The sequence below is a fragment of the Paraburkholderia sp. UCT2 genome (genome assembly GCF_014397665.1).
In the GTDB taxonomy this organism is placed as follows: Bacteria; Pseudomonadota; Gammaproteobacteria; order Burkholderiales; family Burkholderiaceae; genus Paraburkholderia; species Paraburkholderia tuberum.
The window spans coordinates 110,992-124,222 of sequence record NZ_VZQO01000019.1 but is presented as its reverse complement, the minus strand read 5'-3'; the positions used below and the strand labels follow the sequence as shown (position 1 = coordinate 124,222).

11 protein-coding genes are annotated in these 13,231 nt (G+C 63.5%); 6 read left to right on the top strand and 5 right to left on the bottom strand.

Annotated features, from left to right (window positions below; translation table 11 throughout):
- Window positions 1–36 precede the first annotated feature (36 nt).
- Together xylF and xylA are read right to left on the bottom strand one after the other, a co-directional pair.
- Window positions 37–1,065, bottom strand: coding sequence for a D-xylose ABC transporter substrate-binding protein (gene xylF / locus F6X39_RS17955; RefSeq protein WP_184036310.1), 1,029 nt, complete (start codon window positions 1,063–1,065; stop codon window positions 37–39).
- A gap of 131 nt (window positions 1,066–1,196) precedes the next feature.
- The gene (xylA, locus tag F6X39_RS17950; protein ID WP_187617583.1) at window positions 1,197–2,519 is read right to left on the bottom strand and encodes a xylose isomerase; all 1,323 of its coding nucleotides are present in this window, start codon (window positions 2,517–2,519) and stop codon (window positions 1,197–1,199) included.
- A gap of 270 nt (window positions 2,520–2,789) precedes the next feature.
- On the opposite strand from xylA, the gene F6X39_RS17945 reads away from it, so the two are divergent.
- From F6X39_RS17945 to F6X39_RS17935, 3 genes are all read left to right on the top strand, one after another.
- Complete coding sequence (locus F6X39_RS17945; protein WP_187617582.1) at window positions 2,790–4,010, top strand: XylR family transcriptional regulator; 1,221 nt, start codon at window positions 2,790–2,792, stop codon at window positions 4,008–4,010.
- A gap of 33 nt (window positions 4,011–4,043) precedes the next feature.
- On the top strand, window positions 4,044–5,138 hold the full coding sequence (locus F6X39_RS17940) for an aldose epimerase family protein (RefSeq protein WP_187617581.1): 1,095 nt from the start codon (window positions 4,044–4,046) through the stop codon (window positions 5,136–5,138).
- A gap of 192 nt (window positions 5,139–5,330) precedes the next feature.
- Window positions 5,331–5,639 carry a DUF4148 domain-containing protein gene (locus tag F6X39_RS17935; protein WP_187617580.1) on the top strand — a complete coding sequence of 103 codons (309 nt, stop codon included), beginning with the start codon at window positions 5,331–5,333 and terminating at the stop codon, window positions 5,637–5,639.
- Between the two features lie 188 nt (window positions 5,640–5,827).
- Here F6X39_RS17935 and F6X39_RS17930 read toward each other — a convergent pair whose 3' ends face one another.
- Window positions 5,828–6,139 (bottom strand): hypothetical protein, encoded by a 312-nt coding sequence (locus F6X39_RS17930; RefSeq protein WP_187617579.1) that lies wholly within the window; start codon window positions 6,137–6,139, stop codon window positions 5,828–5,830.
- Between the two features lie 261 nt (window positions 6,140–6,400).
- On the opposite strand from F6X39_RS17930, the gene F6X39_RS17925 reads away from it, so the two are divergent.
- Window positions 6,401–7,222 (top strand): oxaloacetate decarboxylase, encoded by an 822-nt coding sequence (locus F6X39_RS17925; RefSeq protein WP_187617578.1) that lies wholly within the window; start codon window positions 6,401–6,403, stop codon window positions 7,220–7,222.
- A 197-nt stretch (window positions 7,223–7,419) separates the two neighbouring features.
- Window positions 7,420–8,055 (top strand): helix-turn-helix domain-containing protein, encoded by a 636-nt coding sequence (locus tag F6X39_RS17920; protein WP_090808454.1) that lies wholly within the window; start codon window positions 7,420–7,422, stop codon window positions 8,053–8,055.
- 17 nt (window positions 8,056–8,072) lie between these two features.
- Here F6X39_RS17920 and F6X39_RS17915 read toward each other — a convergent pair whose 3' ends face one another.
- Window positions 8,073–11,045 (bottom strand): FAD-binding and (Fe-S)-binding domain-containing protein, encoded by a 2,973-nt coding sequence (locus F6X39_RS17915; RefSeq protein ID WP_187617596.1) that lies wholly within the window; start codon window positions 11,043–11,045, stop codon window positions 8,073–8,075.
- A 63-nt stretch (window positions 11,046–11,108) separates the two neighbouring features.
- Complete coding sequence (locus tag F6X39_RS17910) at window positions 11,109–12,146, bottom strand: DUF1338 domain-containing protein (protein ID WP_187617577.1); 1,038 nt, start codon at window positions 12,144–12,146, stop codon at window positions 11,109–11,111.
- A gap of 124 nt (window positions 12,147–12,270) precedes the next feature.
- Between F6X39_RS17910 and F6X39_RS17905 the strand changes: the two genes are divergently transcribed.
- Window positions 12,271–13,203 carry a LysR substrate-binding domain-containing protein gene (locus F6X39_RS17905; RefSeq protein WP_187617576.1) on the top strand — a complete coding sequence of 311 codons (933 nt, stop codon included), beginning with the start codon at window positions 12,271–12,273 and terminating at the stop codon, window positions 13,201–13,203.
- Window positions 13,204–13,231 lie beyond the last annotated feature (28 nt).

Genomic DNA, 13,231 nt, shown 5'->3' with positions numbered 1-13,231 from the left:
CCCGGGAGCGTGGCGTTCACATAGCCCGTCTCTGTGTTATTTGCTCGCGAGTTGCTCTTGCGTGTAGAAGCCGTCCTTCACGACGGTGTCGAGGTTCGCCTTGGTCAGCTTGGTCGGCTGCAGCAGCACCGTATCGACCTTCTTCTTGCCGTTGTCGTATTGCGCGTTGAACGCCGGCTTGTCACCCTTGGCAAGCGCGACCGACAGCTTCGCCGCTTCGCTCGCGATCAGCTTCAGCGGCTTGTAGACCGTCATCGTCTGCGTGCCGGCCGCCACGCGCTTCACGGCAGCGAGGTCGGCATCCTGACCCGAGATCGGTACCTTGCCCGCGAGGCCCTGCGCGGCGAGCGCCTGGATCGCGCCGCCAGCGGTGCCGTCATTCGACGCGACGACTGCGTCGATCTTGTTGTTGTTCGCGGTCAGCGCGTCTTCCATGATGCGCAGCGCGGTCGATGCGCTCCACTCCGGCACCCACTGCTGGCCGACCACCTTGATGTCGCCCTTGTCGATCGCCGGTTGCAGCACCTTCAACTGGCCCTTGCGCAGCATCTTCGCGTTGTTGTCGGTCGGTGCGCCGCCGAGCAGGAAGTAGTTGCCCTTCGGCCGCACGTCATAGACGCCCTGCGCCTGCATCTCGCCGACCTTCTCGTTGTCGAACGAGATATAGGCGTCGATATCGGCGTCGAGAATCAGGCGGTCATACGACACGACCTTGATGCCCGCTTTGCGTGCTTCGGCCACGACGTTGCCGAGCGTCTTCGAGTTGAACGGCACGATCACAATCACGTCGACGCCGCGCGAGATCAGGTTTTCGATCTGCGAGATCTGGCGCTCTTCGCTCGCATCGGCCGATTGCACCGACACCTTCGCGCCGAGCTTTTCCGCCGCGGCGACGAAATAGTCGCGATCGCGCGACCAGCGCTCGACGCGCAGATCGTCGATACAGAAGCCGATTTCCGGATGAGCCTTGCTGGCGTGCGCGAGCGGCGCGGCGAGCGACAGGCTGGCGAGTACCGCGCCGCACAACAGCGAACTCAGGACGTTACGACGCATTGCAAATTTCATTGATGTCTCCTTTTGTGTAGTGATAGCCGGAATACCGGACGTATCGGTCTGCGCTGCGAGCCGCAGACTCGGACAAGCGACAACCCACAGCTTGCTGGTGCGCGCGGTCGACGTGGCCGCGCGATCTTTATTCAACGTCCGCTATAAATCGCCTGATTTACGATGTTTTCCATGTGTTCCTGTTGCCCGCTCACATGCCGCGGATTCAGATCGCGCGCCAGCGTGTCCGCCGCAAGCGTCGACAGCGAGTAGTCGCCGGACAGGATCTTGCGGCCGAACTCGCCATCCCAGTCCGCGTAGCGTTGCCGCTTGAACTGCTCGAGGCGCTCGTTTTCGACCAGCACCGCGGCGCGTTCGAGGCCGAGCGCGAGGTTGTCGATCGCGCCGACGTGGCCATAAAACAGGTCTTCCGCATCGACACTCTGGCGCCGCACTTTCGCATCGAAGTTCATGCCGCCGCTCGTGAAACCGCCGTGGCGCAGGATTTCGTATAAGGCCAGCGTGAGTTCCTCGACGCTGTTGGGAAATTGGTCGGTGTCCCAGCCATTTTGCGGATCGCCGCGATTCGCATCGACGCTACCGAAGATGCCGAGCGCAAATGCGGTCGCAATCTCGTGATGGAACGAGTGCCCCGCGAGCGTCGCGTGATTCGCCTCGATGTTGACGCGAATCTCCTTGTCTAGGCCGTGCTGCAGCAGGAAGCCGTGCACGGTCGCGACGTCGTAGTCGTATTGATGCTTGGTCGGCTCCTGCGGCTTCGGCTCGATCAGCAGCGCGCCCTTGAAACCGATCCGGTGCTTGTGTTCGACCACCATGTGCAGGAAGCGCGCGAACTGCTCGCGCTCGCGCACGAGGTCGGTGTTCAGCAGCGTGTCGTAGCCTTCGCGGCCACCCCACAACACGTAGTTTTCACCGCCGAGGCGCAGCGTCGCGTCGAGCGCATGACGCACCTGGGTCGCCGCAAAGGCGAAAACTTCCGGATTCGGATTGGTCGCGGCGCCGGCCGCGTAACGCGGATGCGAAAACAGATTCGCGGTGCCCCACAGCAATTTGACACCGGTATCCTGCTGCTTGCGCGCGAGGTAGTCGGACACGCGCAGGAAGTTCTCGCTGTATTCCTTCACGCTCGCGCCTTCGGGCGCGACGTCGGTATCGTGGAACGTGTAGTACGGCGTGCCGAGCTTCGAGAAGAATTCGAACGCGGCGTCGGCCTTTTGCAGCGCCCGCTCCATTGCGTCGCCGGGTTGCTGCCACGGCCGCCGGAACGCGCCCTGACCGAAGATATCGATGCCGGGCCATACGAAGGTATGCCAGTAGCAGACGGCGATACGCAGATGTTCCTCGAGCGTCTTGCCGAGTACCTTCCTCGTTTTGTCGTAGTGACGGTACGCGAGCGGGTTGTCCGATTGCGGACCTTCGTAACGAATTTCCGGAATGTGTTCGAAGTAGGACATCGGCGTCTCCAATGTATGCTGCGTTGCAACCCACGCGAGAAGCCGCGCAGGCCGACAAAGTGACGCCATGCTGCCGCTTGCACGATGTGCCGGCAATTGCGAAATTGCGCAGCGCGCTTGATGTTTCTTACCGCCCGCGCGTTTGTTTACTGCCGTCGCGCGATTCGGCGCCTAGAATAACCAGACGCTTAAAAACGGGGTTGCTCCCAGGCACCCGACACAATGGAGACAAAGGCGCGTGGTCCATCGATCCACCCGCCGCTCACCGCCATGACCCGTCCACAAGCACCTCAGACAACCCATCGCATCGCGCTGCTGTTCAACGCGAACAAGGTCTACGATCGCGAGATCATCACCGGCATCGGCAACTACCTCCTGTCGACGCGCGTCGCATGGGATCTCTTCCTCGAAGAAGACTTCCGCTGCCGGCTCGCGGGTATCCAGCGCTTCGACGGCGACGGCATCATCGCGGACTTCGACGATCCCGCCGTCGACGAAGCCCTGCGCGACTGTCCACTGCCGGTGGTCGCGGTCGGTTCGTCGTACGAGGACCCGACGCAGTACCCCCCGGATTTACCCTATATCGCGACCGACAACAGCAAGCTCGTGTCGCTCGCGTACACGCACCTGATCGGCGCGGGCCTCGAAAACTTCGCGCTGTACAGCCTGCCGCAGGCGCAGGAAAACCGTTGGGCGCAACAGCGCGAACTCGCCTTCGCGCACCTGCGCAGCGCCAACGGACGCAGCGCGGCGCAGATCGATAGCGAGATCTATCGCGGTCTGTCGACGAGCGCGCCGTCCTGGAACCAGGCCATCGAACAGCTGACCACCTGGCTGCGGCAACTGCCGAAGCCGGTCGGCATCATCGCGGTGACCGACGCGCGTGCGCGGCATTTGCTGCAGGCATGTCTGATCGCGGGCATTCCGGTGCCCGAGGAAGTCGCGATCATCGGCATCGACAACGATCCGCTCACGCGGACGCTGACGCGCATTCCGCTGTCGTCGGTGATCCAGGGCACCGAGGAAATGGGCCGTACCGCCGCGCACATCCTGCATCAGATGCTGCACGGCGCGCGCTTTCCGGGGCGCCGCATTCTGGTGCCGCCGGTGGGCATCAACGTGCTCGAATCGACGCGGCATCAGCCGCTCGCGAGTCCTTACGTGATGCGCGCCCGCCATTTCATTCGCCAGTACGCGTGCCAGGGCATCCGCACCGAGCAGGTGGCCGACTATGTGGGCGTATCGCGTTCGTCGCTCGAAGAGTATTTCCGGCGCGAGCGTCAGTGCACCGTGCATCAGGAGATCCTGCGCCACAAGCTCGACGTCGCGAAGTCGCTGCTCGCGAAACGCGATGCGTCGAGCGCGGAAGTCGCGATCCGTTGCGGCTTCACGTCGCTGCAATACATGTACGCGGTATTTCGCCGCGAACTCGGCTGCACGCCGCGCGAATACCAGGAGCGCGTAGGCCCGAAGACCAAAACCGCTGGCTGAGCATGCTTTCTATTTTTTCTTCGCACTGACCACATGATCAGCATCGCACAACTCACTTCCGAGCCGTGGGGCACGCTGCAGGGCGGCGATCGCGTACGGCTTTACACGTTGCGCAACGCGCACGGCATGAAAGTCGCCATCAGCGACCTCGGTGCGACGCTGGTTTCATGGCACGCACCGGATCGCGCCGGACGTCTCGGCGATATTCTGCTCGGTCACGACACGCCCGCCGAATACGTGGCGGCCTCGACCTACATGGGCGGACTGATCGGCCGCTGGGCGAATCGCATTGCGGGCGCGCGCTTTTCGCTCGACGGCATCGAGTACACGCTCGATCGCAACGAAGGTCCGAATCTGCTGCACGGCGGCACGGTCGGTTTTCATCGGGCGTTGTGGGAGGTCGCCGAGGACGACGGCGCGTTGCTGATGCGGCTCGAGTCGCCCGAAGGCGATGCCGGTTTTCCGGGCAACGTGACGGTGCAAGTACGCTATTCGCTCGACGACGACGGCACGCTGACGATCGGCTACGAAGCGATCACCGACGCGCCGACGCCGCTCAATCTGACGAGCCATCCCTACTTCAACCTGACCGGGCGCGCGGGCACCGACATTCGCGGCCACGTGCTGTCGATCGACGCCGAGCGCTTTTTCGAAGTCGACGCGACGATGATTCCGTGCAAGCTCGCCGACGTCGCGGGCAACGCATTCGACTTCCGGCAGAGCGCGCCGATCGGCGGCCGGCTCGACTGGCCGCACGCGCAACTCGCGCGCGCTGGCGGCTTCGATCATTGCTACGTGCTGCGCGAGGCGCCGGCAAACGCGATGAAGGGCAACGACGGCCACGCGCCGCCGCTGCGCGAAGTCGCCTGTGCATACGATCCGGGCAGCGGACGCGAACTGACCGTCGCGACCGATCAGCGGGGCTTGCAGTTTTACACGGGCAACGCGTTGAACGGCAACCCGGGACGCGACGGTGTCCGCTATCAACGGCACGCCGGCTTGTGCCTCGAGGCGGGCGGTTTCCCGAACGAGGTCAATATGACCGGGCAGAACGAAGTGATCGTGCGACCCGGAGATACTTATCGGCAAATCACGAGTTATCGCGTCGATGTGCGCAAAGGTGTATGACCAGATTGACGGCCGCTTTTGCGCTGTTTTACGAGAACCCGCGACGGCGAGATTACAGCTCGCCGACTACCCGTTCTTTGCAATACTGAATTAGTCGGCTAGTGGTTTTCCCCAAGTTCACCCCCCTCTAGACTGCGCTTATGGCACCGGTATCGCTGCGGTGCCGGATAGACAACTACGGAGGGAAACATCATGAAATCGCTTATCCAGGCAGTTGCGCTTACGGCCCTGATCGCTGCGCCGGTCGCGTCGTTCGCGCAATCGGAACAGCCGATCACGCGGGCCGAAGTCAAGGCAGAGGTGCAGCAACTCGAACAGATTGGCTATAACCCGGCCATCGTGCTCGATGCCCAGTATCCCGCGGACATCCAGGCGGCCGAGGCACGCGTCTCCGCGATGAACGCGAAGGGCCAAGGCGACACGTCTGGCTATGGGTCGTCGATGGGTGGATCATCGCAAGCGGGCCATCATCCGATGTGGGTCAATCCGGACGGTCAGTGAGGAGTCGCGAACGTATAGCGAATGTCCGTAGCGAGGAAAGATTCTCGAGTTAACGGCCCTTTCCCCTCTTTGCGGTTTTCGCCGTTTCGAACCGGTATGAAGCGGGCGCATGTTTTCAAGGCATGCGCCCGCTCTTTACGTTTATGCGGCACTAACAACGTACCGCCAATTCTGACGCCGCGGCAGATTCACCCAGCCCGTGCCTGCGGGCATTCCGCCTGATACCAGATGTCCACCTGCCTCTGCGCGCGCTCGAGACTCGCCGGATAGTCAGGATCAAAGCGTCGTTCAGGGTGGTAGCCCGCTTGCCGCAGCGCTGTCAGTTCGCTCATGCTCCGCTGGTGCGTGGCCGGTGCCTTGTTCCTGAGGTCGGTCAGATCGCGGCATTGCGTTGCACTCAGATGCGTTTGCGCGCCGCCATTCCCGCCGCCTGCGGCGCAGCCAACGAGCGTGAGCACCAACACGGCAGGGATCGACCGCATCTGGGTCGCGATGTTCATGTTGTGCCTCCTTTGGGGAAATGACCTCGTCGCGAATGCCGTCTTCCCACTCGGCCCTTCGCATCTCTGAGCCGGCTTCTTCGCCTGTCGTCATTTTGAATTATTGGAAACGTCTGTGAAAGTCGCCACCCATTTCATCAACCACGGTTTCGATATGGACATAGACTTTCCCCTGGTGAATGCCGATTCGCCTGCGCAACAATTGGCGCGGCGTTTTCCCCTCAACGAGGGAGCCGCTCCCTCACACCAAGGAGACATGCGATGCCCCGCACCGCCGCTGAAAAACGCGCCGCTTTCCGCGCGCTGCACTCGTCTGGCTGTTTCGTGCTGCCCAATCCGTGGGACGCGGGCAGCGCCCGTTATCTGCATACACTCGGCTTCAAGGCGCTCGCGACGACGAGTTCCGGTTTTGCGTGGTCGACCGGACATGCGGACAACACATTGCCGCGCGAAACGATCCTCGCGCACCTGCGCGCAATCGTCGACGCGACCGATCTGCCGGTCAACGCCGACTTCGAAAACGGCTTCGGCCGCGACCCGGAAGAAGTCGCCGAGAGCGTGACGCTCGCGGTGGAAACAGGCGTCGCAGGTCTGTCGATCGAGGACTCGACCGGCAACCCCGCCGCGCCGCTGTTTCCGGTCGACGTCGCCGTGCAGCGGCTCAGCGCGGCCCGCCGTGCGATCGATCAGAACGGCGGCGACACGCTACTCGTCGGCCGCGCGGAGAATTTCTTCGCCGGCAAGCCCGATCTCGACGATGCCATTGCCCGTCTGAAGGCCTATGCGGCGGCGGGCGCCGACTGCCTGTATGCGCCCGGCATCCAGACGCGCGAGCAGATCGAAGCGGTCGTCGCGGCCGTCGCGCCGAAGCCCGTCAATCTGCTGATCGGCTCGACATCGACCCTGACGTTGCTGGACGTGGCCGCGCTCGGCGTGCGGCGGATCAGCGTCGGCGGCGGGCTCGCGCGCGCGGCGTGGGGTGGCTTCATGCACGCCGCTCAGGCGCTGGCCGATGGCCGCTTCGACTTCACCGGCGCGACGGCGGGCACCCAGCTCAATGAGCTTTTCAATCGCAGCGCGTGAAAAACGCCGCGCAAAGGACGCCTCATCAACTTGAGATCGCCACGCTGCGTCGAACTCATCGGAAAAGCCGCGACGTTTCCGATGAGAAAAGCGCACGAACGCCTGAATCGGCGCGCAAAGGCCCCGGCCACGCCAAATGTTATGATCGGAAACATTATTCGCCCGATCAAGCGCATACCCGACCAGCAGCAAGCCTCATGGACACCCACCTCACCAAATCCGCCGACACGTCCTCCACCGATCTCGGCCGGCGCGTGCGCGCCGCCCGTCAAGCGCAGGATCTGACGCTCGAAACCGCGAGCCGCCTGTGCGGTGTCTCGCGCTCGACGCTGTCGAAAGTCGAAAACGGCCTGATGTCCCCCACGTTCGACGTGCTGCAAAAAATCGTGCTGGGCCTGAAGATCGAAATTGGCGAACTGTTCGGCTCGACGCCGAAAGTCAGCGCGAGCGGCCGGCGCGCGCTGACGCGCAAGAACGAAGGCCAGCGCCACGCTTATCGCGGCTATCAGATGGAGTTGCTCGCCACCGACCTGGCACACAAGGCGATGCTGCCGTTTCGCATCCGCATCTCGGCGCACACGCTCGATGCATTCGACGACTGGGGCCGCCACGAAGGCGAGGAGTTTCTCTACGTGATCAGCGGCAGCGTGTGCCTCTATTCGGAGCTGTACGCGCCGACACATCTGAACACGGGCGACAGCCTCTACTTCGACAGCCGCACGGGCCACGCGGCGGTGTCGACCAGCGAGGAAGACGCCGAAGTGTTGTGGATGGCGACCAATGCGGACCTTCCGCATACACCGCCTGCCGCGAACGAGTCAGCGAAGAAATAAAATAGCGCGCCCTGCACTCAGCGCGCCGCCAGCGCCCGTTGCGCGAGTTGCGCGATATGCAGTGCGTGTCGCCCCGTGCCGTGCTCGATCTGCTCGCGACAACTGAAGCCGTTGGTCAGCACGATCGTTTCCGCATTCGCCGCCATAGCATCGCGCACGGCCTCAAACATGTCCTCGCCGATCTTTTCCGACAACGCGTGATGCTCGATGTTGAAGCCGAACGATCCCGCCATCCCGCAGCAGCCGGTATCGAGCAGCTTCCATTTGACGCCGAGCTTGTTCAGCAACGCCGTGTCGCCCTGCATGCCGAATAGCGCCTTCTGATGACAATGGCCATGCACGATCACATCGGCCGCGAGCGTCGGCCACTCGAACGGCTGACGCGCGACGAATTCGGCAAACAGATATGTTTGCGCGGACAGCTTCTTCGCCAACGCATGATCGGGGAGTTGCTTCAGCAACTCGTCCTTGAACACCGATAGACAGCCAGGTTCCAGACCGACCAGCGGCACGCCGGCGGCGATGTCGTCCGCGAGGTCGTCGACGATATGCGTGAGCAGCTCGCGCGCGCGTTCGAGCAGGCCGAAGTCGTACAGCGGACGCCCGCAACACAAACGTTTCTTCGGCAACACGACGTGCCAGCCGAGTTGCGTGAGCACCTCAGCGGCGGCCTGCGCGATCTCGGGCGTGAAGTGGTCGTTGAATGTATCGACCCACAGGATCACCTTCTTTGCGTCGCCGCCGAGCGCATGAATCGCGGATGCTTGCGACGACGCACTCCGTCTATAAGTTGCAGCGGCGAACCGCGGCAACGCACGCGTCTGCGCCACACCCGCGATCCATTTGCCGAGCGCGGACAAACCGGGCGCCGTCGTCAGAAAGTTCGTCGCGCGCGGAAAACGCGCGGCCCACGGTGCCCATTCGCCGATCCGCCCCATGAACAGCGCCTGACGCGGCCGACGATTGTTCTCATAGTAGTGGGAAAGGAACTCCGCCTTGTACGACGCCATGTCCGTATGCGTCGGGCAATCGGACTTGCAGCCCTTGCATGCGAGGCAGGTATCGAGCGCTTCTTTCACTTCGCGGCTATTCCAGCCGTCGGCGATCACGTCGCCTTGCAGCATTTCCCAGAACAGATGCGCACGCCCGCGCGTCGAGTACTTTTCCTCGCGCGTGCCGCGATAGCTCGGACACATCGTGCCGCCTTCGAGCGAGCGGCATTTGCCCATGCCGATGCAGCGTTCGATCGCACGCTGAAAACCGTCGCCTTCCTGGCTCGTGAACGCGAGCTTCGTATGCAGCATCACCGGCTTGTACGCAGGGCCCATGCGCAGGTTTTCGTCGGCGCGGTATGCATGCACGACTTTGCCCGGATTCAGACGATTCGCCGGGTCCCAGATCGCCTTGAACTGCTCCATCGCCTGCATCAGCTCGGGGCCGTACATGATCGGCAGAAACTCGGCCTTCGCCTGGCCATCGCCGTGTTCGCCCGACAGCGAGCCGCCGAATTCGACCACCAGTTCCGCCGCTTCGCGCAAGAACCCGCGCCACGTCGCGATACCTTCCGCGCTGCGCAGATCGAACGTGATGCGCGCGTGCACGCAGCCGTCGCCGAAATGGCCGTACAGGCTCGTCTCGTAGCCATGGCGATCGACGAGCGCCTGAAACGCGCGCAGATAATCGCCGAGCCGCAGCGGATCGACCGCCGCGTCTTCCCAGCCGACCACCGGATCGGGCTTGTCGCGATCCACTGACAACGCGACCGCCGACGCCCCCGTCTCGCGAATCGACCACACCTTCGCCTGCAACGCGCGATCTTCGACGAGCATCGTCGAGATTTGCGGCCCGGCCGCGCCCGATTGGAAATACGCGGCGGCGTCGCGTGCCTGTTGCAGCACCTCGTCCTGCGTGTCCGCGCCGAATTCGAGCACGACCCACGCCTCGCCTTCGGGCAGCAGTGCGATCTCGTCCTTCTTCAGGCCGCGCGCCTGCAAGCCGCGAATGATCGCGCGGTCGAGTCCCTCGACTGCGATCGGCCCGCAGCGCATGAAATGCGGCACCGCGTCCGCCGCCGTATAGATGTCGGTAAAGCCGACCACGACGATCACGCGCCTGGCCGGACTCTTCACGAGCCTCACTTTCGCCTGCAACGTGACCGCGCACGTGCCTTCGCTACCGACGAGCGCACGCGCGACGTTGAAGCCGTTTTCCGGCAGCAGTTGATCGAGATTGAAGCCTGACACGCGCCGCTTGATCTGCGAGAATTTCGCGCGAATCCGTTCGGCGTAGGTGTCGCGCAGTTGCTTGAGCGCCGCGTAGATTTCGCCTTGTCGGCCACCCGCCGCGGTGATGCGTTCGAGTTCTTCCCCGGAGGTCGGGCCGACCCAGAAACGCTCGCCGTCGAAGGTCGCGATTTCGAGCGCTTCGATGTTCTCGACGGTCTTACCGGCCATCACCGAATGCGCGCCGCACGAGTTGTTCGCGATCATGCCGCCGAGCGTGCAGCGGCTATGCGTGGCGGGATCGGGTGCGAACGTGAGGCCGTGCTGTTCGGCGGCATCGCGCAAGGAGTCGCACACCACGCCCGGCTCGACGACCGCGACGCCCGCAAGCGGATCGATCGAGACGACGCGGTTCAGATACTTGCTCGCGTCGGCCACGACCGCGACGTTCACGCATTGGCCGTTCTGCGACGTGCCGCCACCGCGCGCGAGAAACGGCACGTCGTTGCGACGGCATGCGGCGAGCGTTGCGAGCAGATCGTCGATATCGGCCGGCACCACGACACCGAGCGGGACTTGCCGATAGTTCGACGCATCCGCTGCGTACAATGCTTTGGAACCCGGATCGAATCGCACCTCGCCGCGCACGTGCTCGCGCAGGTCGCTTTCGAGCGCCTGCAATAGCTCCGCGCTGGCCGAGAAAGGCGTGGCGACACGCGGTTCATGCAAAGCACCCCGCTGCGCGCCAACCCGCCGCTCTTCATCCAATGACAATGACGTCCCCACTGCGCACCTCGTCTGCGATGCCGGCGCTCGCGCCGCCGTAAGCGCTCAGGCCGCCTGGCTCGCGGTCATCCGGAAGATGCCCTGTGCGTTGCCCGCGTCGAAACGCAGGTCCGTTTCCCAGCGGCGCGCGTCCTGATCGAAACTGCGCTTGCGCGTAATGAATTCGTAGAACGAGCCCGGCACGTCGCGCGTGACGACGCTGCCGTCGGCCGCGCGAAATTCACGCTGCACGACATCCGCGCGATACGCGGTCTGGAACACGCGGCCGGAACGCGAATGCTCGACTTCGGGCTTCATCGGCCGACCCTTCGCCTTCTGTTCGTCCGACAGCTTGAAGACGTCCGCGACGCGATCGGTCGCGTGATTGAACGCGTTACCTTCGGTAGCGATCCACGCCATCTCCGCCGATTCCTTCAACAATACTTCGTAATCGGCTTCGCGTGGCATCTCGTGCTGACGCGCGAACGCACCGACGATCACCGGTAGCAACTCCTGCGCCGCATCGAGCGGCAGCACGCCATCGCGTTCGAGTTCCCACAAGAGGCCATGGGCGCGCGGCGTCAACGGATCGCGCGAGGCACCGATCACGTTCGTCACCGCCTGCTGGAACGCCGCGGAAAAACGCTCCGGGTGCAGTTCGCTGACGAAGAACTGCGCGATCTCGTCGGCGGCGTCCTCATGCGCCCACGCGCGGCCGGTCATGCCGAGACGATCGAGCGGGTAACGGCCGTTGATCCGAAAGCCGAGCGGCCGCAGGATGCGCGCGAACGCGGCCTCGCCGGGCGGCAGCGCGCCGCTGTGCGGCCAGCGCACGGTGCGCAGCGCGCCATGATCGAAGTACACGCTGCCGCCGGCGGCGACGGTTTCCTCCGTATAGCGGCGGCCGTTTTCCGAGCGCGCGAGCAGATCGTCGAACAGCGCCATGTTTATCGCCTGTGCGAGTTCGGCGCGCGTGACGCTGCCGCTTTCCCACTCGTTCAACACACGCGGATGATTCAGCGTCGCAAAAAGGCGCGCGGCTTTCTCCGCGCCCAGCAGCTTCACCAGTAGTTGTTCGACGTTCGCATTCTTCAGGTTTCGCATCCGGCTTCTCCACGCTATACGTTGAGCGCTGCACGAGCGCCTCATAACGGGCGAGATTATTCGAAATGCGCTGCGCCCCGTAAAGCGAGATAAACTCGCCACTTGATGCGTTTTTGGAATTAACGTGCGAAAGTTCAAGATTCCCAACATGGGCGCGCTGCTCGCGTTCGAAGCCGCCGCGCGGCACCAGAGCTTCACGCATGCGGCGCGCGAACTGTTCCTCACCGAAAGCGCGGTGTCGCGACAGATCAATACGCTCGAAAGCAATCTCGGCGTGCGGCTGTTCGTGCGCGTCAAGCAACGCGTGGTGCTGACGCGCGCGGGCAAGGTCTACAGCGCGCAGGTGAGACGCTCGCTCGAACACCTCGATCGCGACACGCTATCGATCATCGCGCACGGCAGCGGCGGCGGCTATCTGGAACTCGCGGTATTGCCGACGTTCGCATCGCAATGGCTGATTCCGCGCATGGCCACATTCAATGAACAATACCCGGACGTGCGCGTGAACATGGGCGTGCGTACCGCGACGTTTCCGTTCGCCGAGACGCATTTCGAAGCGGCAATTCATTACGGCAAGCCGACGTGGCCGGGTACGTCGGCCGATTTTCTGTTCCGCGAGGAAGTGGTGCCGGTCTGCGCGGCGAATCTGCTGAAGCGGCCGGTCCGCAACGTCGCCGAATTGCTCAACTATCCGCTGCTGCATTCGACGACGCGACCCGACGGCTGGGCGAACTGGTTCTCGAATCTCGGCGTCGACGACAACCGCACGATGCAGGGCGTGCGCTACGAACTGCACACGATGCTGATCAGCGCTGCCGCGGCCGGACTCGGCATCGCGCTGGTGCCGCGCTTTTTCGTCGACACGCAGTTGCAGCAGTTCGGTCTCGTGATTCCGTTCGACACACCCGCGCTCGCCGTGGCCGCGTACTACCTTGTCTATCCGACCGAGTTGAGTCACGGCAAGCCGCTCGCGAGTTTCCGCGAGTGGCTGCTGCGTGAGGCCGCCGCATACGGCGCGATTTATCCGGAGTTGGTGGAGCGGCCCGAGGGGGCGTGAGGTGACGAAAGCCGCATGCGTGAGTGAT